At 34.3% G+C, this 21,797-nt stretch carries 17 protein-coding genes and 1 tRNA gene; 4 read left to right on the top strand and 14 right to left on the bottom strand.

All coding sequences use genetic code 11. The annotated features are described in order from the left end of the window. Window positions 1-3: 3 nt before the first annotated feature. Together GJJ64_RS13095 and GJJ64_RS13090 are read right to left on the bottom strand one after the other, a co-directional pair. The gene (locus GJJ64_RS13095) at window positions 4-4,143 is read right to left on the bottom strand and encodes a hybrid sensor histidine kinase/response regulator transcription factor (RefSeq protein ID WP_154288222.1); all 4,140 of its coding nucleotides are present in this window, start codon (window positions 4,141-4,143) and stop codon (window positions 4-6) included. A gap of 133 nt (window positions 4,144-4,276) precedes the next feature. After that, window positions 4,277-6,028, bottom strand: a complete 1,752-nt coding sequence (locus GJJ64_RS13090; protein WP_154288221.1) for a hypothetical protein — start codon at window positions 6,026-6,028, stop codon at window positions 4,277-4,279. Window positions 6,029-6,300: 272 nt separating this feature from the next. Between GJJ64_RS13090 and GJJ64_RS13085 the strand changes: the two genes are divergently transcribed. Then, window positions 6,301-7,284, top strand: coding sequence for a hypothetical protein (locus GJJ64_RS13085; RefSeq protein ID WP_154288220.1), 984 nt, complete (start codon window positions 6,301-6,303; stop codon window positions 7,282-7,284). Between the two features lie 14 nt (window positions 7,285-7,298). After that, a complete protein-coding gene (locus GJJ64_RS13080; protein WP_154288219.1) occupies window positions 7,299-8,573 on the top strand; it encodes a DUF4861 family protein in 1,275 nt (424 codons plus the stop codon). 50 nt (window positions 8,574-8,623) lie between these two features. Here the strand turns inward: GJJ64_RS13080 and GJJ64_RS13075 are convergent, their stop codons facing one another. Genes GJJ64_RS13075 through fucP form a run of 6 tightly spaced genes read right to left on the bottom strand, consistent with a single transcriptional unit; the run spans window position 8,624 to window position 14,343 of the window. Beyond that, window positions 8,624-9,412 (bottom strand): SDR family oxidoreductase, encoded by a 789-nt coding sequence (locus GJJ64_RS13075; RefSeq protein ID WP_154288218.1) that lies wholly within the window; start codon window positions 9,410-9,412, stop codon window positions 8,624-8,626. Window positions 9,413-9,417: 5 nt separating this feature from the next. Continuing rightward, complete coding sequence (locus GJJ64_RS13070; protein WP_154288217.1) at window positions 9,418-10,272, bottom strand: fumarylacetoacetate hydrolase family protein; 855 nt, start codon at window positions 10,270-10,272, stop codon at window positions 9,418-9,420. A gap of 46 nt (window positions 10,273-10,318) precedes the next feature. Beyond that, the gene (locus tag GJJ64_RS13065; RefSeq protein ID WP_317162936.1) at window positions 10,319-11,083 is read right to left on the bottom strand and encodes an SDR family NAD(P)-dependent oxidoreductase; all 765 of its coding nucleotides are present in this window, start codon (window positions 11,081-11,083) and stop codon (window positions 10,319-10,321) included. Window positions 11,084-11,118: 35 nt separating this feature from the next. Beyond that, window positions 11,119-12,759: a UxaA family hydrolase gene (locus GJJ64_RS13060; protein WP_154288216.1), complete on the bottom strand. Its 1,641-nt coding sequence runs from the start codon at window positions 12,757-12,759 to the stop codon at window positions 11,119-11,121. 1 nt (window position 12,760) lies between these two features. Further along, complete coding sequence (locus GJJ64_RS13055; RefSeq protein ID WP_154288215.1) at window positions 12,761-13,093, bottom strand: L-rhamnose mutarotase; 333 nt, start codon at window positions 13,091-13,093, stop codon at window positions 12,761-12,763. After that, window positions 13,090-14,343 (bottom strand): L-fucose:H+ symporter permease, encoded by a 1,254-nt coding sequence (fucP, locus tag GJJ64_RS13050; RefSeq protein WP_154288214.1) that lies wholly within the window; start codon window positions 14,341-14,343, stop codon window positions 13,090-13,092. Before fucP ends, GJJ64_RS13055 begins: the two co-directional genes overlap by 4 nt. Window positions 14,344-14,439: 96 nt before the next feature. Here fucP and GJJ64_RS13045 point away from each other — a divergent pair, with 96 nt between their 5' ends. After that, a complete protein-coding gene (locus tag GJJ64_RS13045) occupies window positions 14,440-15,168 on the top strand; it encodes an IclR family transcriptional regulator (protein WP_154288213.1) in 729 nt (242 codons plus the stop codon). Window positions 15,169-15,284: 116 nt separating this feature from the next. Here GJJ64_RS13045 and GJJ64_RS13040 read toward each other — a convergent pair whose 3' ends face one another. Next, window positions 15,285-15,809, bottom strand: a complete 525-nt coding sequence (locus GJJ64_RS13040; protein ID WP_154288212.1) for a DUF5606 family protein — start codon at window positions 15,807-15,809, stop codon at window positions 15,285-15,287. A 19-nt stretch (window positions 15,810-15,828) separates the two neighbouring features. After that, window positions 15,829-16,290 (bottom strand): peptidylprolyl isomerase, encoded by a 462-nt coding sequence (locus GJJ64_RS13035; protein WP_154288211.1) that lies wholly within the window; start codon window positions 16,288-16,290, stop codon window positions 15,829-15,831. Between the two features lie 158 nt (window positions 16,291-16,448). Here GJJ64_RS13035 and GJJ64_RS13030 point away from each other — a divergent pair, with 158 nt between their 5' ends. After that, window positions 16,449-17,630: an asparagine synthetase B gene (locus GJJ64_RS13030; protein WP_229655545.1), complete on the top strand. Its 1,182-nt coding sequence runs from the start codon at window positions 16,449-16,451 to the stop codon at window positions 17,628-17,630. Here the strand turns inward: GJJ64_RS13030 and GJJ64_RS13025 are convergent. From GJJ64_RS13025 to GJJ64_RS13010, 4 genes are all read right to left on the bottom strand, one after another. Further along, window positions 17,627-19,675 (bottom strand): putative porin, encoded by a 2,049-nt coding sequence (locus tag GJJ64_RS13025; protein WP_229655536.1) that lies wholly within the window; start codon window positions 19,673-19,675, stop codon window positions 17,627-17,629. The two genes, GJJ64_RS13030 and GJJ64_RS13025, sit on opposite strands and share 4 nt — an antisense overlap. Beyond that, on the bottom strand, window positions 19,675-20,490 hold the full coding sequence (locus tag GJJ64_RS13020; RefSeq protein WP_154288209.1) for a purine-nucleoside phosphorylase: 816 nt from the start codon (window positions 20,488-20,490) through the stop codon (window positions 19,675-19,677). Before GJJ64_RS13020 ends, GJJ64_RS13025 begins: the two co-directional genes overlap by 1 nt. Further along, entirely contained in the window at window positions 20,471-21,520 is a 1,050-nt protein-coding gene (gene lpxK, locus GJJ64_RS13015; protein WP_154288208.1) for a tetraacyldisaccharide 4'-kinase, read from the bottom strand. Before lpxK ends, GJJ64_RS13020 begins: the two co-directional genes overlap by 20 nt. A 131-nt stretch (window positions 21,521-21,651) precedes the next feature. Beyond that, window positions 21,652-21,727 (bottom strand) — tRNA-Phe (locus tag GJJ64_RS13010). Window positions 21,728-21,797: the final 70 nt, after the last annotated feature.

Genomic DNA, 21,797 nt, shown 5'->3' with positions numbered 1-21,797 from the left:
AAACTAAGATTTTTGCCTATTTTCTATCACGTTGTTTAAGAATTCTCTTGGCGATTTACCAAACTGCTTTTTAAAAGATTTTGTAAAAGATGATGGATTTTTAAAGCCTACTTCGTATGCAATTTCAGAGATGCTGAGCTTACGCTCTAGCAAAAGCTCCATCGCATATTTTAGTCTGATGTAGTAAATAAATTCTATAGGCGTTTGCCCAGTAATAGCTTTCAATTTTCTAAAGAGGTTACTTCTGCTCATGGCTACCATACTACCCAATTCTTCTACACTTAAATCCTCATTACTCATGTTCGCCTTGATACTCTCAATAACTTTATTCAAAAACTTCTCGTCTAGTGGGTTTTTAACAACATTTTTAGGTACTACAACACCACCATCTGTCTGGAACTTCTCAACAATTCTGCGTTGTGCCTCTATAAGATTATCTACCCTTGTTTTTAAAATATTGGGGTGGAAAGGTTTAGGGATATAATCATCAGCGCCAGTTTCATAACCTGTAATACGGTCTTCTACCGCAGATTTTGCAGTTAGTAAGATTAAAGGAATGTGGCAAGTATTAATATTTGATTTAATAGCCTTACAAAACTCAACGCCATCCATTTCAGGCATCATCACATCGCTAATAATCATGTCTGGCAGTAGCTCTTGCGCTAAAGCCAAAGCTTGAGAACCGTTTTCGGCCTTAACCACTTCGTATCTATCCTGAAAAGTTAAAAACAAATAGTCTAAAACTTCTGGGTTATCATCAACAATTAATAGGGTATATTCTTTTATACTATCTGCTTTATCTGCGCTATCCTGAATGATAGATTCTTCTACCAAAGCTTTGATATCATAATCAGAAACCAAAATATGGTTGTTTTCTGTAGATGCTTGATTTCTTACAGGCAAGTAAACTTCAAAACGAGTGCTCACATTTGGTTGACTGCTTGCGGTTATCATACCTTGATGTAGCTCTACCAAACTTTTAGTTAATGATAAACCTACACCAGTACCTTTAACTGTATTTTCTGAGAAGAAGCGCTCAAACAAATGATTAAATTCTTCTGAAGAAATCCCTTTTCCATCATCTTCAACAACAATGCTTAGCCAATCATCAGTAAAAGTTGTTTTCTCTAAATTTTGGATTTCCTTAGCTTTTAAGGTTTTGATAATGATAGATATATGACCGTTTTGCTTTGAAAACTTAAATGCATTAAAAAGCAGGTTATTAAGAATGATTTCTATTTTCTCGGGATCAAAGTCTAGTGTACATTCATTTTCTGATGATATAAATCTAAAATCAATATTTCTTTTATGTGCAAGATGACTAAAGTTATCATAGATTTCTTGAGTAAAAGCAATGATATCTGCATTAACAAGTTTTAGTTTCAACATTCCTTGTTCTAGCTTTTGGAAAGTCATCAACTCATCTATCAAATACATTAATTTTTTGCTATTTCTATAAATAAGATTTGCCTTATGCTTTAACTCATCTGTTAAATTGTTTTGAGTTACAATATCTTCTATGGGGCCAACAATTAAAGAAAGTGGTGTTCTAAACTCGTGTGAAACATCTGTAAAAAACTTCACTTTCATATCGTTTAGCTTTTTAAGTTGCTCTTTTTCTTTTTGCTCAAAATGTATTTGTTGTCTTTGCTTAGACTGTATTAATAAATAACGAACAAAAATGTACAGTAAAACATTAAGTAAAATAATGTAGATAATAATGGCCCAAACGGTTTTCCAAGGTGGTGGTAAAATGGTAATTTTTAAAGTTTGAGGTGTACCATTCCAAACACCAGAATAGTTAGATGCCTTTACAGTAAAAATATATTCACCAGCATCTAAATTGGTATAGGTAGCGCTTCTGTTTGCTGCATTTACAAAAGTCCAGTTGTTATTAAAGCCCTCTAGTTTATAAGCATAATTATTGTTTTGAGGATTTGTATAATGCAAGGCCGCAAACTCTATAGTAAATTGGTTATTGTAATAGTCTAAAGTAATTTCTTTAGTGTTTGATATAGATTCTTTTAAAATCACATCGCCATTAATTTCCTCGTTAATATTAACTGATTTATTAAAGAGCTTAAAATCAGAAAAAACCACCTGGGGTGCTGTTTTATTTGATGAGATAAGGTTAGGATTGAATACTACAAAACCATCAGAACCGCCAAATAAGAAACAATTATCGCTATACTTAAAACAGCTACTAAAACTAAAACTTATGTTATTTAAATAAGTCTGAAAATGCTCTTTCTGAATATTAAACTTAATTAATCCTTTAATCGTACTTATCCATAAATTGCCTTTGTTATCTGCTAGGATACCGTTTACAGATTTATCTGGCAAGCCATCATCCTCTGAATATGATTTTATATGATAAGAGCCATCTTTATTAAAAACTAGGCGGTTTAAACCTGATTCTGAACCTGCCCAAATGGTATTTTTAGGATACTCAATAATGCTAAAAATGGTATTTCCAATTATTTTCTCGCCATTTTGGGCTGCTGGTAAAGCTACAAAAGCATCTTTTTTAGGGTTATAATAATCTATAGAACCATTTTCATAACCTATCCAAATATTACCCTTATGATCTTCATAAATAGCCCTAACAAATTCAGAACTAATGCTTCCTTTTTCAGTTGCACTAGGTAAGTAATTAATTATGCTTCCAGAAATAGTAATTTTATACAATCCATTATTAGTACCAAACCACTTATTCCCTTTAGTATCTTTTAAAATGGCAAAAACAGCATGCCCATCTATTGCTTTTGTAGAACTACCGCCTTGTTTATTAAGCTGTAAAGCACCTTCTAAACTACCATTCCAAACTTGGTTATCATCAACCAATAAAGAACGGTTAGCGTTTTGGAAAGAATTAGAAAATCTAAAATATTTGGTTGCACCAGAAAGTAAATTATAATTAAAAAGTCCCATTTTAGAGGTTCCTAACCAGATAGATTTACCATCCTCGGTATACAGGCTTCTTACATTATCTTTTAAACTTTTATTGGTAAAGGTATAATATTGAAAAGGTAAAAGGTTTAAGCTCAACTTATTTAAACCCCTTTCTGTACCACACCAAAGCACTTCTGTTTTATCAATAAAAACCTCAAAAACTTGGTTATTACTAATACTTTGGTCGTTTAAAGAGTTATGTTGATGAAAAGTTATTTTACGATTAGTATTATTGATGTTTTGAATTTTCACTAATCCCAAATCTGATGTTCCTAACCAAACATCGCCGGTTTTTGATTTACAAATAGAGAAGATTTCTGTATTTGCTAAACTACCTCCTGTAAAGTTATTGCTAAACTCAAATGTTCCGTAAGACTTTGTTACCCTGTTATATGGCAATTTTAATAAACCTTCTCTGCCAGTGGTAATATAGAGGTTTTTATCAACCTCTAACAAACTCCAAAACCTATCGCCATAAGCATTAGGTTTAACTTTTATTTTAAAGAATTTAGATTTTCCGTTTGCGGTATTGTAATGTACTACACCGTCTTGGGTGGCTATCCATAAATAATCATCAAAAGACTTTATAATTTTTCTGATATTGAGGTTAAAAGGATAGCTCTTGTAGTTTTTAAACTTCCTTTGTGTAACATCATAAACGCTTAAACCTTTAGGTGTACCTATCCATAGTTTCCCACTATTATCAAATTGAAGAGTATTGATAAGGTTATAGATAACCGAATTTTTAGTTTTACTGTATAAAAAATTCTCAAAAACGTTGGTTCTGATATCGTAACGACTAAGCCCTTGTTTAGTTCCTACCCAAATATCTTTATTGTTATCCTCACAAATAGCGTAAGCCCAATTACCACAAATGCTGGTGCTATCTTTAGATTTTGAATACTTTTTAAAATTGTAACCGTCAAATCGGGCTAAGCCATTCATGGTTCCTAACCAAATAAAGCCTCTAGAATCTTGAAAAATGGTTCTTATCCTATCATCAGGCAAACCATCTCTGCTATAAAACCTTTCAAACAGCAGGTTAGATGATATTAAATTGGAAGCCTCTGTAACGCGATATTGGCTTCTAGCTGTTTTAAATAGACCTATCAAAAAGAAACCAAAGAAGAATATGGTTACGCATATTTTCCTTATTGATATCCCACTAAAACATTTGCTAGCAAGCATCATAAATGCAATTTTTTAAAGAATTATTTAGGTTTTGTTATAAAAATAAATAAATAACATAAATAAACAATACCGTTAGAAATATATAAGAAACAGAAACAATAATCCAATTCTTTAAAGGTTTTTCATTCATGTGCTATAGTTTTTTAAAGAGTAATCTGTATTTATTTACCGATGCATTCATGCCTAAATCTGCATGGTAACTGGGTTTTTGATAGATAAAAGCGTAAGGTTTATATAAAGTGGCACAATCTGGATGCGTTTTCTTTAAGTCCAGATATTTTTGCCAAGCAACATCATATTTTTTTATAGCAGCTTTTAGCTTCTCTTTATCATATTTACCGGTTTTATCCCCAGTAAAGCCTAAAGCCATCACTTCCCAACCATTGGCAATAATTTGATGTAACAAAAACCCATATAAAGATGATGTTTGGATATAAGCCTGATCTTCCTTATTGGCCATATTTATATTTTTACTGAGCTGGTAAATCTCGGCCCAAAGTTTTACTGCATCGTGTTTTTCTTTAATCACTTGCATTAACAGCCCTTTGTTATACCATGATGAAAATGCTTTGTACAAATAACCTTCTGATGGAAATAAATGGCTATCTATATTTGGATTATCGATACCGCTTAAAAATTCATCTCGCATCCACCAAACCCAATCTTGCTCAAAAGGATAAGCGGCGGATGCATGCCCTCTTAATACCGCTTTCGCTGATAATAAGCTAAGTTTTCTAAAATTCGTCCTCGATGGTGCATCAGTTATTCCCTCTTCATCCATAAACTGATTAAATACTTGCGCTTCTGAAAGTGTTGGATTTAAACCCCACCTACCTAAAACAAAAGCATTTAACCTACACCAAAACTCATTTTTAATATAAGGACCAACCCAACCACCACCTCTAGACCATGTCCATATTCCTTTAAAATTTTTATTTCTCTTTAGCTGCTCTAAAGATTTTAAACCTTGTATATTTTGATATTCTTCAAAACCATTGATAACACCTTCTGCCACATAATTTGGATAAGCACCTTTTCCTTCATACTCTCTTTGTGCTTGCACTTCCACTATCTGAGGGTGATTTCCTATACCTAAAGTTGGGTTAAAACTAAAAGTACGGTGGTAATCTCCTTTGGTGTGTTTGATAGAAAAAACAAGGTTTGGATGTGGTTTTATAGCATCCGTAACTCCTAAATAATACTTAGGCTCTTCATGCATGCCTCCAAAAGACCACGTTCTATAAAATATTTTCTTATTACGCTTCTCACAGACTTCTTCTCTTAAAAGCTGCAGTAGCTTAATATGGCTGGCTTCGCCGTTGGTGATAGGTCCATTTCCGCTGTGATACGGTACATTGTTAAGGTAAGTTTCTCCGGTTCTAATTACCAAACCATCTAAATCTGGAAAAGTATCAAAAAGCTCATCCAGCATTATTTTGTGTATCTCTATAGTTTTTTCTCTTTCAAAAGATACTTTGCCGTTTTTATCGCATATCTCATCTTTATAAAGCGCTATTAACTTCTTTGGTAAAACGATAATATCTGTGAAGTAATAAATTTTAATCCCTGCTTGATGAGCATTTTTGATGTAATTTTTAACTTTTACAGCGGCATCATTCACCCATGCTCTTTCTTTACTGCCTTGCGGAAAAATATCAGGATTTAACTTATCAAAAGTTAGTGCTGCATGTGCAAAAGTAAAATCGTTAATCACTTGCCCATTATAACCTTCCTTTTTTAAAAATTCTGGATGATTGAAAGCAGACTGTGTTAAAGGCTCACCCGGATTATGATGAACCATATCTAGTATAAATTTATCTATTACTTGCGCCCATAATGTACCGCAAGTAAAGAGCAGGCTTAGCGTAAAAATTATTCTTTTCATTATGTTTAATAGTATTTAGACATTCAAAAAATGCCCATACATTTAGGATCTAATTGATAAATCAAATATCCATGTAGATACGCTCTTCATCATGTCAGGATGTTGCAGATGTTAGTCTTAATGTTTCATAATTAGATGTCTTAAGCCTTTTATTAGCTGTATGTGGTATCTCAAATTGCATCAAACAAATAAGTACATGCAACCGAGGGCACAGTATTAGAAAAAAGCATTAGCTATTTTTACTTTATTATAAACCCATAATTCAAAACATCATGAAAAAACTATTATCTATAATTTCCTTTATAGGGATTACATGTTTATCGGCTATAGCTCAAAACAACGGAGATTATCGCTCTGCTGCATCAGGTTTATGGGGTAGCGCCAGCACTTGGGAAAGATTTACTGGTGGTAATTGGTCTGCTGCTGCAGCTAAACCCGGAGCTTCTAGTAATGTTACGGTGAGAAGTGGCCATGTGGTAACCCTTGATGCAGGTACTAATATCAGTAACTTAACTATTGAAAAAGGTGCTCAAGTAAATTCAAATGCAGTATTCCCTAATTCTTTTTTTATTAGAGTTGGTGCTGCCGGACAAGCAGGTGCTGCTGCAAATACTGGCATTATCAAAAATGATGGTATCCTAGGTTCTGTTTCTGATTCTACTTTTACCATTACTTTAGAAATGCCTTTACAATGCGCTAATTTTAAGCTTACTGGTAGTGGAACTACTCAGATTCTAAGAATGAGACCTTTACCTGGCAATACTAATCCTTTAAATGTAGAAATAGACCAAAATATTAACTTTATGCATAACAATATAGCTTTATCTGCTTATATCAATTATGCTAACTCTTTACCTGAAGAGAATGTAACCTTTACCATCAATAAAGATAAAGTAGTTAAATTTGTAAATCCTAATGGTGCCTTTCACTTGGGTAGTAACAAAACACCAAACCAAGGTGGTAACTACACTTATAACATTGCTGGTACTTTAGATTTAAGTGCTTGTACTAAAACCTCATTTTTAGTTCCTTTAACAGCAAACGCTAATTCTACTACTACTTTAAATGTTTCTGGCCTTTTAAAACTAGGTACTGGTTTTAGTGTAGATAATCCTGAAGCAACAGAACAAAGCGGAAAATTAGCACTTAATATTTTAGATGGCGGTGTAATTGATGCAACTTCTTTAAAATTAAAATCAACTTTACCGGCTACAAAATTTAAAATTGCTCCTACCGGAACTTTTAAATCAAAATAAAATCTTTCTATCTCATGCGTAAGCATTCAATTTTTCTTTGTTTTATTTCCTGGTTATTATTTAACCAGGAAATTTTTGCTCAAAAAATAGAAATCGTTAACAAAGAAAACTACCCTCTCTCAAATCATCCTATTACCATCTTAAAAAAGGATCTTAAGAAATTAAAATCAAAAAAAAATTATCCTATTCTAACCGATAATGATGGAAATACAATAGTTTCTCAAACTAATGCCAATCAAAATGGTAAATGGAATAAATTATTGTTTCAGGTAGATTTAAAAGCACAAGCATCCAAGACTTATTCTCTTAGCTGGCAAAAACAAAAACCTATTGATGTTATTAAAACAAGCATCAGAATGGGAGAAAGAAAAACAGCCAAAGAGCCAGTTAAACCTGTTTCATCAAGCGTTTTTAGAGCAAAAAACTTACCCAAAGTAAGTGGTTTTCAGCCTTACCAAACAGATGGCCCTACCTGGGAGAACGACAAAGTAGGTTACCGCCATTATTTAGATGGTAGACATGCAAAAGATTTGTTTGGAAAATTACAACAAGAAATTTCGCCAGAAAATGTTGGTTTAACTACTAAAAAAGAAGTGGTAGATAATTACCATGTTATGGAAAAATGGGGCCGTGATATACTGCCTGTGGGTAATTCTGTTGGCATTGGAGGCATTGCCTTTAGTACTAAAAATGGCTTTAAAAGAATAGGTAGTATTGCTACAGACACCCTTTATCCTATCAAAAAAACTAAATTTAAAATTTTAACAGAAGGTGCTATTTACAGCCAATTACAGATTACACATCATCAAGCTAGTATAAACAATAAAAGTTTTAAAATAGTAGAAAAGCCCGCTATATGGGCAGCCAGCTATGCTTATGAAAATCAGGTAAATGTATCATCAAAACATAAATCTGATGAAAATTTGATGATTGGTTTACCTAAAGTAGCTACCGATGTTACTTTTGATGAAATAAGAACCAAAAAATGGATTGCCTTTTACACTTACGATAAACAAAGCTACAATAAAGAGTATTTACTAGGTCTTGCGATTATTGTACCAGCTCAGCATTATATAAAATCTGGCAAAATACCCGATACCGAAAAACTTTCAAACTCTTATTTTGCAGAACTCTCTTTAAAAAACACTAAAGAACCTATTTCTTATTTTGCTTTAGGATGTTGGGAATATTCAAACCCTCAGTTTAAAACTAAAAATGGCTTTGAGAGCTATCTTAATAGCTTTTTACAAGGCTTAAATGCAGATGTTAGAATAAATATTTTAGATTAATTTAATTGAATAAAAAAAACGGGGGCTAAGCATATTTAGCCCCCGTTCTTTTATGCATTAGCCAAAGCCCTATCCAGATGTACGTAGCCGCCATCAACATGAATAAGCTGCCCGGTGGTATGACTTGATTTTTCTGACATTAAGAACGCTACCGTATTGGCAATTTCTTGCGTAGTTGTCATTCTGTTTTCTAATGGGATATTAGCCGTAATCTCTGCTAATTTTTCCTTTGCATTAGCTAAAGTTTCTATCCATTTAGCGTATTGTGGAGTCCAACACTCGGCAACAATAACAGCATTTACTCTAATACCATACTTTAGCAATTCTACTGCCCATTCACGGGTTAAAGCGTTTCTTCCGCCATTTGCTGCAGCATAGCCAGAGGTATTACCTTGTCCGGTTTCTGCTGTTTTAGACCCAATATTTACTATACTACCCTTAGATTCTTTTAAGTAAGGTAATGCATAATGAGCCAACAAATAATAGTGTACTAAGCTATGGTGTAAACTTTTGATAAAGCCCTCGTAAGAACCATTTTCTAAACCTATACCATCATTTAAGCCTGCATTATTCACTAAGCCATCTATCCTACCAAAAGCTTTTACAACTGCTTTAATAGCATCTTCACAAGCTACTGGATTTGATAATTCTGCTTGCACACAAAATGCTTGTCCTCCTGCTTTAGCAATGTCATCTGCTAATAATTGATTATCAGCTTGGTTTCTGCCTAAAATAACTGGAATGGCGCCTTCCTGAGCCAAAACTCTACAAACGCCTTCTCCTATACCTTTGGCTCCTCCAGATACAACAATAACTTTATCCTTTAATCCTAAATCCATAATGCTTAGCCTTGATATGCCTTTACATGCTGCTTAGAAGTTCCTAAGCCATCTATACCCAACTCTACAACATCTCCTGGTTTTAAATATACTGGCGGATTAAAGCCCAAGCCAACACCATGTGGCGTTCCTGTTGAGATGATATCACCTGGCAATAAGGTCATGAAATGACTTAAATAACTTACCAATTTAGGAAGGTTAAAAATTAAATCATCAGTATTACCATCTTGGAATATTTTGTCGTTTACTTTTAGCCAAAGTCTTAAGTTGTTTACATCAGCAATTTCATCTTTTGTAGCTAACCAAGGACCAATAGGGGCAAAAGTATCACAACCTTTACCTTTATCCCAAGTACCACCACGCTCTAATTGAAACTCACGCTCACTAACATCATTATGTAAACAATAACCTGCGATATAATCCATAGCGTCTGCTTCTTCAACATAGCTTGCTTTTTTACCAATTACGAACGCTAATTCTACTTCCCAATCTGTTTTAACCGAGTTTTTAGGGATGATGATATCATCATTTGGACCAACTAAAGCCGTAGTAGATTTAAAAAATAAAATAGGCTCTGCCGGAATAGGTGCATTTGTTTCTTTAGCGTGTTTAGCATAGTTTAAACCAATACAAACTATTTTTGATGGTCTGGCTACAGGAGAACCTAATCTTTCTGATGCAGAAACCTCTTGTAGCTTACCTTCATTTTCTTTTAAAAAGGCTGCTAGTCTGTTTAGACCATCGTTTTCAAAAAATGCCTCGTTATAATCTTCACCAAATGCAGATGTATCATATCTTTTATCATTAATAATAACACCTGTTTTTTCTTTTCCTGCTTGTCCGTATCTTATTAATTTCATTTCAATTGTATTTATTAAGTTCTTCTTTAATGAAGATTTAGTTTATTTAATTATTCAATTTTATAAATCCACCATCTATAGGATAATCATTACCGGTAATAAAACCAGCTTCATCACTACATAAGTATAATGCTAATGTAGCAATTTCATCAACACTACCCATTCTGCCAATAGGCTGTGATTTTGATAATTTCTCGAACATCTCTTGTTCTTTACCAGGATAATTTTTTGCTATAAAACCATCAACAAAAGGTGTGTGTACCCTTGCCGGCGATATAGAATTACATCTGATATTTTGATGAATAAAGTCTTTAGCAACGCTTAAAGTCATAGCAAAAACAGCTCCTTTACTCATGCTATAAGCAAATCTATCATTTAAACCCACATAAGCCGCTATAGACGCTACATTTAAAATTACACCTTGCTGTGTTTTGATGAAATAAGGTAAAGCCTCATGTAAACAGTTATAAGTTCCTTTTACGTTTACTTGGTAAACGCGATCAAAATCTGCCTCGCTAGTGTTTACCACATTGCCAACATGGGCAATTCCGGCACAATTAACCAGAATATTAATGTCGCCTATTTTTTCAAAAACAGATTTTACAATTTGCTGATTGGTAACATCGCATACAAATGCAAATGCTTCCCCACCATCTTCCTGAATCTTAAAAACAGTTGCATTAGCCTGCTCCTGATTAACATCCAAAACATAAACTTTGGCCCCTTGCCTTGCAAAAGTTAGCGCTATAGCTTGCCCAATACCGCTTCCTGCTCCTGTTATAACGGCTGATTTACCTTCTAATGAAAACACTTTTTCTTTATTTTAATGATTACAATAATATGAACTTATAAACTCACTCCTCTTTTCCAAGGGATAAAATCATCTTGATTTAAGAGTACTGCCTTTGGTATTATTTCGCCACTAGCAGCTTTGATACAATAGTCTAAAATCTCTTCTCCCATTTCTGCGATGCTTTTCTCTCCTCTGATAATAGCGCCTGTATCTATATCAATAATATCAGACATTCTTAAAGCTAAACCCGAGTTTGTAGCAACTTTAATAACCGGACAAACTGGGTTACCCGTTGGTGTACCCAAACCTGTAGTAAATAAAATTAAGGTTGCCCCGCTAGCTGCTTTTCCTGTAGTAGCCTCAACATCATTACCTGGTGTACAAACTAAATTTAAACCTGGTTTAACTGCTGGCTCTGTATAATCTAGAACATCTACTACAGGCGCAGTGCCTCCTTTTTTGGCGGCTCCGGTACTTTTAATAGCATCGGTAATTAAACCGTCTTTTATATTCCCCGGCGATGGATTCATGTGAAAACCCGAGCCTACTGCATGTGCTTGTGCATCATAAGTTTGCATCAAATGGATAAACTTTTCTGCAATCTCTTTCCCTTCACAGCGGTCTATCATATTCTGCTCTGCACCACATAGTTCTGGAAACTCTGCCAATAGAACCTTAGCACCCAAGGCTACCAATAAATCAGCAGTATAACCTACCGCCGGATTAGCAGAAATTCCGCTAAAACCATCACTACCTCCACATTTAACACCTACAGTTAAAGCTGATAGAGGTGCTGGCTTTCTTCCAATTTTATTGATTTCTACCAATTGCGAGAAAGTTTGCTGTATGGCATCTTTAATAAGTTGCTCCTCGCTTTTACTTTGTTGTTGCTCAAAAACTAATAAAGGCTTATTGAAATTTGGATTGTACCGCTTTAAATCATCTAAAAAGTTTTGCGTTTGTAGATGTTGGCAGCCTAAACTTAGAACAGTTACGCCAGCAACGTTGGGATGGTTGGCATAGGAAGCTAAAAGCTTACTTAGTAACTCCGCATCTTGCCGGGTACCACCACAACCACCTTGGTGATTTAAGAATTTTATCCCATCAACATTTTTAAATAAACGTTCTGTAGGTTGTACTGCATTTAATTCTAAAGATAGGTTTTGGATATCTTTACCTTCTTCTAAAGCTTGCCTTAATGCTTTTGCATAAAGTTTGTACTTATCGGTTACGGCATAACCTAAACTATGGTGTAAAGCTTCTTTAATAACATCCAAATTTCTGTTTTCACAAAAAACAGTGGGTATAAATAACCAGTAATTTGCGGTACCCACACGCCCATCCTCACGATGATAGCCTAAAAAAGTTTTATCAATATACTTGCTTACATCTGGTTTTTCCCATTGGTAATCAACCTCTCTGTAAGCATAATCTTCCGCAGCATGTTTAAGGTTGTTTACAGTCATTAAGTCTCCTTCGCTCACTGGGGTTTGAATTTTACCAACCAAAACACCATACATCATCACCTCATCACCAGGCTGCATTGCATCTAAGTAAAATTTATGCTTAGCCGGAATATCCTCTTTAAGCGTAATTATTTTACCATTAAAATCAACATTTAAACCTTTCTCTAAATCTTGCAGCGCTACTAGCACATTATCATGTGAATGAAGCTGTAAATACTCCTTACTCATATTATTTTAAATCAAAAATCTTATCCATTAAAACCCATTTTTCTCCCTCTTTTGCAAAAGGTAAAGGCTGTTGAAAATCCCACATGAGGGTTTCCCATTCTTGTACTTTAGCATTTTTTGCATCTGCTTTTGATTTTTTCTCAAAAGAGAAATTGTCATCCACCTCCATAATCATCAATAACCTGTTTCCGGTTCTATAAATTTCCATATCCCTAATACCAGATGAAATAATGCTAAAAGTAACCGCAGGCGGAACTTTTTTATGCCATGCCTCATACTGGGCAATTAACTTAGGGTCGTCTTTTAAATCGAGAGCTAAACAATATCTTTTCATTTTTTTACGGTTGAAACTTTATGACCATGAACAGCAAAGATTAAAATCACAAAAAAGCAAAATGCAGGTACAATATAACCCAGCTGGATATTTCCATATAAATCACTTACATGACCAAAAATTAGAGGTAAAATAGCTCCTCCTACAATAGACATGATGATGAAACTACTTCCTAACTTAGTATCTTCACCTAATTCTTTTATCCCTAAAGAGAAAATAGTTGGAAACATGATAGACATAAAAAATGCAATACCTATAACGATATAGATAGATGCTAAACCTGTAATATACATGGCTGAAATACTCAAAGTCATACATAAAACAGCATAAATAGCTAATAAAACCGGTGGTTTAACAAATTTCATAAAGAAAGTTCCTACAAAACGACCTACCATAAAGGCCATCCCCACCCCAAAACCAGCATATTCTGCTGCTTTTATCTCAGAAATCCCAGTTGCATGGGTAGCATACAGAATAAAGAAACTGAAGATACATACCTGCGCTCCAACATAGAAAAATTGCGCTGCTATAGCCCAATTTAAATGCTTATGTCTAAACACCGCCAAAGATGAACCTTGAGTAGCTTTATCTTCTTCTTTAATTTCTGGCAGCTTCATGAAGAAGAAAATAACTGCAAGAATTAAAATTACAGAGCCTAAGATAAAATAGGGCATTTTTACTGTTGCCGCCTCTGCAGCTAGTGCCAATTGCCTTGCGTCTGGCGTCATTAACGCTAATTTCTCTTCTGGTAAACCTTCTGTTAAAATAATTCTTGCCCCAACAATAGGTGCTAAAGTAGCCGCTAAGCCATTAAAAGATTGCGCTAAATTTAAACGCTGTGTAGCTTTCTCTGGCGGACCTAACAAAGAAGCATAAGGATTTGCTGCTGTTTCTAAAATGGTTAAGCCACAGGCAATAATAAAAAGCGCTACCAGAAAAAATGTATATGATTGCAGGTTTGCCGATGGGATAAACAAATAAGAACCTAAGGCAAACAGCATTAAGCCTAAGATGATTCCGGCTTTATAACCTTTTTTCTTAAGCAAAAATCCGGCTGGTAAAGCCACAACAAAATAAGCTATAAACACGGCCGAGTCTACCAATGAAGCCTGTAGCGTGGTTAAACTGAATGCTCTTTTTAAATGTGGTATTAATATAGGATCTAGATTATGAACAAAGCCCCACATGAAAAACAAAATCGTTATCATGATGAAGGCAAAATTAGTAGAGCCTTTTTTTGATGTTGTCATTTAATTTGGTTTAATAATAAAGATGTTCAAATTAAATAAACTTATTTTTATAAAACAAAAATTTTATATTATGGAATAAATGAATAGTTTTGATATATGATACAAGTTATTAACAGAGCCATAGACATTATAGAATACGTAGCCAACAACCCTAAAGAACCCAAATTAATGGGCCATATTGCTGATGATTTAAACCTAAATACCGCAACTTGCGCCAACATTATTAAGACTTTAGTAGATCGGGGCTTTCTAAAAAAAGCCGATAAAGAAAAAGGTTATTTACTTGGAGACAATTTTACAGAAATTGCTAGTGGTTCTTTTGGCTACAAACAACTATTAGACAGAGCCGAGCCAGAATTATTACTTGCTCAACAAACGCTTCAAGAAAATTGCTTGATAGCTGTATTGAAAGAAAACAAACGTATTATTTTAAAACATCTTATTGCCAACCAACTGGTACAAGCTACCACCGCAGATGAAAAAAATGCTTATGATGCCTCTACTGGCCGGTTATTAGTGGCCATGCTTCCTGATAAAGAACTAGCGCAATACATTAAGCGTTTCGGTTTACCCGATAAATCTATTTGGCCAGAAGCTTCTTCCAGAGCGCAGTTGCTAGAGCAAATAGCTATCATTAAAAAACAGGGTTATGTTTTAATTGAAGATAGTGTCCAAGTTATTGGTATTGGAACGCCTATTTACCAAAACGGGAAAGTAGTTGCTGGCTTTAGTATTTATATGCCGGCTTTTAGGTTTAATCATGAAGTTAAAGAATTGATGATTAAAACCGCTTTAGAAGCGGCTCGAAATATATCTATTGAATAAATATATGTTGCAAATTCATTTTATACTTTCCAACATTTCATAAGAAAGCATTAAATGTTAAAATTAAAAAGCCTCTAAGAAAAATCTTAAAGGCTTTTTAATACAGAAATTAACAATTATGCTTCTTTCTTGGTAGCTTTTTTGGCAGGTGCTTTAGCTGCTTTTTCTGCCTTAGGCTTAGCTTCTTTAGCTTTTGTAGCTTTAGGTTTTTCTTCTTCTACAACTTCAACCTCTTGCACTTCTGCAACGGCTTGTTCTTCTTCAGAAAAAATTGGAAGATCTTTTAAAATATGAAACCATGATACTATTTTTTTAATATCAGAAGCGTAAACTCTTGTTTCATCATGATTAGGGGCTACTTCAAAAAAGAATTTTCTTAGGTCTTTACCATCAGCTTTAGCTTCTGGAACAGCTCCTTTAAAAGCTTTCATCGCCTCAAAAACATCTTTTAATCTTAAATCCTCATCTTCACCATAAATGGTAATATCTTCTAAAGATGCCAACTTAGCTGTAGACATGTTTACAACTAATTTAGATTTTTGAGCATCTAAGCTTTCTAAAATAAAACCCGATTTGTTTTGCCCTATTAATTTGTATAATCCCGGTTTCCCCGAAACAGCTACTAAGCCTGTTAAATTCATATTCTTAATGAAGCTATTATTAATCTTCTACTATTTCTATGCTTAAAATTTTATCACCTTGTCTAATATCATCAACAACATCTACATTCTCTATCACTTTACCAAAACAAGTATGGTTACGGTCTAAATGTGCGGTATTGTTACGACTGTGGCAAATAAAAAACTGAGAACCTCCAGTGTTTCTTCCTGCATGTGCCATAGATAATACCCCACGGTCATGATATTGGTTGCCACCCGTTAACTCGCAGTCTATTTGGTAACCTGGCCCGCCACTTCCTGCTCTGTATGATGTTGCAGCGTCTTTAGAAAAAGGACAGCCACCTTGTACTACAAAATCAGGAATAACACGGTGAAAAGTTACACCATTATAAAATCCCTCTTTTGCTAATTTTTTAAAGTTGGCTACTGTATTTGGTGCGTCTTCTTCGTAGAAGGCCACAGTCATATCTCCTTTTTCGGTTTTAATGATTGCTTTACTCATATTCTTGGTTTTAAGAATGCAAAATTAATAAAATTTTTAGCCTCCACTAATCGTTTTCATTCTATATGCTTAATTTTAGAGAAATGAAAAAAACCATCTTTCTTTTATTACTCTTCTTTTCTACTTTTAAAAGCTTTGCAGCTTCTATCCTTATCCCTATGGATGAAGACCAAAAGAACCATTTAAAAGCCTACGGACTCACTTATTGGGTTTTAAAAAATCAGCAGGAAGTAAACTGGCTATTAAATTATAGAGGTGGGAGCTTCTTAACAACCTATAATACAAGCGTTGAAAAAGAACTTAAAATAAGAGGAATAAGTTATGAGGTTATTGCTGATGCTAAAGTAACAGCTATTTTTACCGAGATATCCAATCCGGAAGTAAATATGGATATTGTAAAACTAGAGAAAACTCCAAAAATAGCTGTTTATACACCAAAAAGTAAGCTTCCTTGGGACGATGCCGTAACCATGGTTTTAACTTATGCAGAAATTCCTTATGATATTATTTATGATGAAGAGGTCTTAAACGGAAAACTTCCTGAGTATGATTGGCTTCACCTACACCATGAAGATTTTACAGGACAATACGGCAGATTTTGGGCCAATTACCGCATGGCTTCTTGGTACAGAGATGATGTGCAACAACAAGAAACTACAGCAAAAAAAATGGGCTTTAAAAAGGTATCTCAAATGAAACTAGCTGTGGCTACTAAAATAAGAGATTTTTGTAGCGGCGGAGGTTTCCTCTTTGCCATGTGTTCTGGTACTGATAGCTATGATATAGCTTTAGCTGCCGCCGGAACAGATATCTGCGAAAGCATGTTTGATGGCGACCCATCCGACCCACAAGCTCAACAAAAACTAAATTTTAATAACACTTTCGCTTTTCATAATTTCCTATTGGATTTAAATCCATCTAATTATGAGTTTTCAAATATTGATGCTACCAGCTTTAGAAATGTAGAAAGAACTAGAGACTTCTTTACTTTATTTGATTTTTCTGCAAAGTGGGATGTTGTACCAGCCATGCTTACTCAAAACCACGAAAAAGTTATCAAAGGTTTTATGGGCCAAACTACATCATTCAATAATAAAACCATAAAACCTGATGTATTGGTGATGGGCGAATTAAAAGCCGCAAACGAAGCCCGATACATTCACGGTCAGTTTGGAAAAGGCCAATGGACTTTCTATGGCGGTCATGACCCAGAAGATTATCAGCATATTGTGGGCGACCCACCAACAGATTTAAATCTTTATCCTAACTCGCCTGGCTACAGGCTTATTCTAAACAATATCCTTTTCCCCGCAGCTAAAAAGAAGAAACAAAAAACTTAATCGTAGAAATTCCATTTAACACCAAATTGCGCTATAGAATAAGGCATAGGGTATCTGTTAACGGTATAATAGCCCTTAGAGAAAAGTCCTTTATTTACATAGTTATACCTTAAAAACAAATTTGCTCTTTTCCAATTGGTTCTTATCCAAGCATCAGCAACAGGCCAAGTATTAAACCTTACTGCCTCGCCATTATAAAACTGCCCAATAGCTGGTGCATAAGAAGGTGCAGTATATTCGCTAAAATAACGTACATCAAAACCAAACTCGGTTTTCAAAACTTTAAAAAAATCTTGATGCATGTACAGGCTATGGAAAGTATAAACTTCTGGTGTTCTTAAAATTTGCTCAAAATCTGTTTTCTGGTAAACCAGATAATTTTCGAAAGTAAACTTACCAAACTTAAAATCTTTACCAACACTTAATTTTAATAGGTTGATATTACTACTTAACTGCTTAGGCTCTATGATATTATTTTCTGATGAAAAGTAAAGATGATTAGACACTAAGAAATACTCTGCTTTAGCCTGAAAATGAAACTTCGAGTTTAAATAAGCAAAAGATAAATTTTGTGTTTTTTGATTATCGAAATTCAAATTCCAACGGTGGTGGTTAGAAAACCAACGTTCGTAAATAATCGCCGGACTTTGGTTTTGAGAATAAGCCCCCAAGACTAATCTACCAACAGAATTGCTCAGTTTTATTTCTGATTGCGCTTGATATAAGAAATCACCAATATTTCTGCCTTGGAAAATCTGCTGTAAATCTACTTTTAAGCTAGCTTTATCGCTAAAGCTATAATTTAGAGTTCCTTTTAAGCTTAAGTTCTGAAATTGAGATTGATAATTAACCTGCTTATAGTCATAAAAATCTTGCACCAAACCAATATCCAATTTTAACTCATTCTTTAAAAAAGAAAGACTTTTACCTCTCAAATAAAAACTGTAGGCAAATTCATTTTTAAGATGATTTACCAAGGTAGAATCAGAAGTAGAATCTCTAAAAATATAGTAGTTATTCAAAATGCCTGTGGTATCTACACCTTCATTTTTAAAAAAATATTTCTGCCTGTTATAAGTAAAATTATAGCTTACTCTTTGTGTTGGCAAAGCCGATGTACTATCTGCTGAAGCAAACCTTTGTTTCCCAATATTGTAAAACTGTTTGATGTTTATGGTATTGTATCTCCAGTTGTGTAGCGCTCCGTTTAAGCGTGTAGCCTCAAACTCAGGTTGTACTACGGTAGGTACTGTAAAAATAGAATCATTTCTAATAGAACCATTCTCGCCGCTCTTTATCGTGTTAAAAATAGCATTTGCTAAAAGCGTATAACGCTTATTCTTAGATTCGTACCATGTCCATAAAGAAGCGTTTAAATTATTAGCTGTTTGCCCAAAATAATAGCCTTCTGTACGGTTAGTTGCGTATTTTGCTCCAATATTCCAATTGGGTTTTATATTCTGACTATGGATAACATGAAAAGCCTGCTCAGCATTTACTCCCAAAGTGGTAGATAACATAAACATTTCTGTAAACTGAGACCTTGCTTGGTAATAAATGATATCTTCAGGTTTTGTTAAGTACCTATCAAAAAAATGATAGCCTAAATCAAAACCAATAGTCTTAAGAGGCTCAAACAACATAGGCCTATAGGCCAAACCCATTGCTCCGGTATTCATGGTTGGGCTTTTGGGGTCATACAAAGGGTTGAACCTATGAAAATTAGTTGTACTGGTATCTAGTGGAAATAACCTAGTGCTATCTCTTAAAAACTCCTCCTTAGTAACTTTTATAAACTTAGCTGTATAAATAATAGAATCCTTTTTGGTCTCCAATTGCTTCCTTAAAGAATCGACACTAATTTCTTGCTTGGGTTGCGCTGCTTGCTGTTGCCCATTTGGTTGATTTTGATTTGGATACGCAGATGAAGGATCATTAAATCTGGTATTACCCGTTCCAATAGTACGCGGTGTTTGACGCACCTGTGCCATCAAAGGATAATATCCAATAGCCAATAAAATTAAAAAGAACAGCTTTTTAAACATTATACCAATAAAATTAACTGTTTTAAGATATTGGTCATATGTGGTTCTGCCTCTGTTGCTGTTTTAATAATTTCTGCTACAGATACAGGTTGTAATGTTTCAGGAAAACCTTCATCTGTTAAAACAGAAATAGCAAATACAGGTAACCCCATGTGGTTGGCAACAATAACTTCGGGTACGGTACTCATTCCAACAGCATCGGCCCCAATAATTCTTAAGTATTTGTATTCTGCTCTTGTTTCTAAATTTGGTCCAGTAACCGAAGCGTAAACACCCTTATGGCAAGTAATCTGCTCTTTTTGGGCAATAGTTAAGGCTTTTTCTATCAAATGCTTTTTGTAAGGCTCGCTCATATCCGGAAACCTTGGGCCCAATTCATCATAATTTGTTCCCGTTAGCGGATTTTCTGGCTGTAAATTAATATGGTCTTCAATAATCATTAAATCGCCTTTCTTATAAGCCGGATTTAAAGCACCACTAGCATTAGAAACAAACAAGGTTTTAATACCTAAGAGTTTTAAAACCCTTACCGGAAAAGTAATTTGTTTCATATTGTAGCCTTCATAATAATGCAAGCGCCCCTGCATGGCTACCACTTTCTTGCCTGATAATGTCCCAAATATTAATTTGCCAGAGTGAAACTCTAAAGTAGAAATAGGAAAATTAGGAATATGCGAATAAGATAATTGATGCTCTATTTCAATATCATTTACCAAACCACCCAAACCTGTACCTAGAATAATACCTATTTCTGGCACAAAATCACCTATTCTTTTCTTTATAAATTCTACAGAATCATTTAACTGCTTTAACATAACTTAAAATTTTTTCTTTAAAAATCAATTCATCATCTTTAAAAACAACCTCTATTGGCCATTCATAAATAGGTAGTCCGGCTAATAGTTCTTTATCAGACTGAGATTTTAAACGCACAGCATCCTTTTCTGTTGTAATAATTAATGCCCCTGTACCACATTTCTTAAAATCTGCTACAAGTTTAAGCATATTTTTTCGGCTGAAATGATGATGATCTGGATAATTATGATGAATAATATGAGTACTATACTTTTCTACTTCTTTAAACAACAAGGCAGGCCTTGCTATACCTGTAAGCAATAAAATGGGTGTACCTGCTGCTATTTCTTCTAAAACCAAACTTTCTCCATTATCAATTCTTTTCAATTGCTTACTATAAGCTAAGGAAGAGAAAAAGATTTTTTGATGATGAGCTAAAGAAAAAGATTCTTTGATTTTATTCTTTTCAGTCTCGGATAAATCTAAGGGGCATTTAGTAATCACAATAATTTGAGCCCTACTTTTACCAGTAAAGGATTCTCTATAATTTCCTGCAGGCAATAATAATTTAAAATGCTTTAAGCGATGATAATCAAACAATAATATATTCATCCCAGCTTTTAAAGCTCTATGCTGATAAGCATCATCCAATACTATAAGCTCATGCGTTTCTTTAAGTTTCTCCACTCCAAAAACCCTATCTTCACAAACCGCAACCGTTATTTCAGGAAATTTATTCTTTAATTGCTGAGGTTCATCGCCGTTTAAGGCTGCATCTTCGTATTTTTCTACCAATCTAAAACCTTTGCTCTTACGTCCGTAACCTCTACTTAAAGTAGCCATTTTAAAATCAGATTTTAATAGTCTGATAATATATTCTGTTAAAGGCGTTTTACCAACACCACCAACTTCTAAATTGCCAATAACAATAAGGGGTAACTTAAATGATGTACTATTAAACCAATTCCAGTCGTAAAATTTATTGCGTAGCCAAACAATGATTCCGTAAATCAGCGAGAATGGAAAAAGTAATAAACGGAATATGGCCATGCTATTTCTTAAGAAACAAAATTAGAAAACCTAAGCATTATATCTTTTAAAGATGAAAATAAAAATCTAAATGCTGACAAAGATAGCTATTAAAGCAAAAAACCCTTTCAAGATAAACTCGAAAGGGTTTCTGGTGGTATGGGCCGGGATCGAACCGGCGACACATGGATTTTCAGTCCATTGCTCTACCGACTGAGCTACCGTACCATCTTGGTGGAAACGTTGCTTCGTTTCGGGATTGCAAATGTAGCCTCTTTTTGATAAAATACAAATAATA

This window comes from Pedobacter puniceum, from assembly GCF_009674685.1.
GTDB lineage: Bacteria > Bacteroidota > Bacteroidia > Sphingobacteriales > Sphingobacteriaceae > Pseudopedobacter > Pseudopedobacter puniceum.
The sequence above is the reverse complement of the archived record's forward strand: the minus strand, read 5'-3'. Positions and strand labels throughout refer to the sequence as shown.

Coding starts and splice junctions, on each gene's coding strand:
- GJJ64_RS13095 (WP_154288222.1), bottom strand. CDS start 4,143: ATGATGCTTGCTAGCAAATGTTTTAGTGGGATATCAATAAGGAAAATA.
- GJJ64_RS13090 (WP_154288221.1), bottom strand. CDS start 6,028: ATGAAAAGAATAATTTTTACGCTAAGCCTGCTCTTTACTTGCGGTACA.
- GJJ64_RS13085 (WP_154288220.1), top strand. CDS start 6,301: ATGAAAAAACTATTATCTATAATTTCCTTTATAGGGATTACATGTTTA.
- GJJ64_RS13080 (WP_154288219.1), top strand. CDS start 7,299: ATGCGTAAGCATTCAATTTTTCTTTGTTTTATTTCCTGGTTATTATTT.
- GJJ64_RS13075 (WP_154288218.1), bottom strand. CDS start 9,412: ATGGATTTAGGATTAAAGGATAAAGTTATTGTTGTATCTGGAGGAGCC.
- GJJ64_RS13070 (WP_154288217.1), bottom strand. CDS start 10,272: ATGAAATTAATAAGATACGGACAAGCAGGAAAAGAAAAAACAGGTGTT.
- GJJ64_RS13060 (WP_154288216.1), bottom strand. CDS start 12,759: ATGAGTAAGGAGTATTTACAGCTTCATTCACATGATAATGTGCTAGTA.
- GJJ64_RS13055 (WP_154288215.1), bottom strand. CDS start 13,093: ATGAAAAGATATTGTTTAGCTCTCGATTTAAAAGACGACCCTAAGTTA.
- fucP (WP_154288214.1), bottom strand. CDS start 14,343: ATGACAACATCAAAAAAAGGCTCTACTAATTTTGCCTTCATCATGATA.
- GJJ64_RS13045 (WP_154288213.1), top strand. CDS start 14,440: ATGATACAAGTTATTAACAGAGCCATAGACATTATAGAATACGTAGCC.
- GJJ64_RS13040 (WP_154288212.1), bottom strand. CDS start 15,809: ATGAATTTAACAGGCTTAGTAGCTGTTTCGGGGAAACCGGGATTATAC.
- GJJ64_RS13035 (WP_154288211.1), bottom strand. CDS start 16,290: ATGAGTAAAGCAATCATTAAAACCGAAAAAGGAGATATGACTGTGGCC.
- GJJ64_RS13030 (WP_229655545.1), top strand. CDS start 16,449: ATGGATGAAGACCAAAAGAACCATTTAAAAGCCTACGGACTCACTTAT.
- GJJ64_RS13025 (WP_229655536.1), bottom strand. CDS start 19,675: ATGTTTAAAAAGCTGTTCTTTTTAATTTTATTGGCTATTGGATATTAT.
- GJJ64_RS13020 (WP_154288209.1), bottom strand. CDS start 20,490: ATGTTAAAGCAGTTAAATGATTCTGTAGAATTTATAAAGAAAAGAATA.
- lpxK (WP_154288208.1), bottom strand. CDS start 21,520: ATGGCCATATTCCGTTTATTACTTTTTCCATTCTCGCTGATTTACGGA.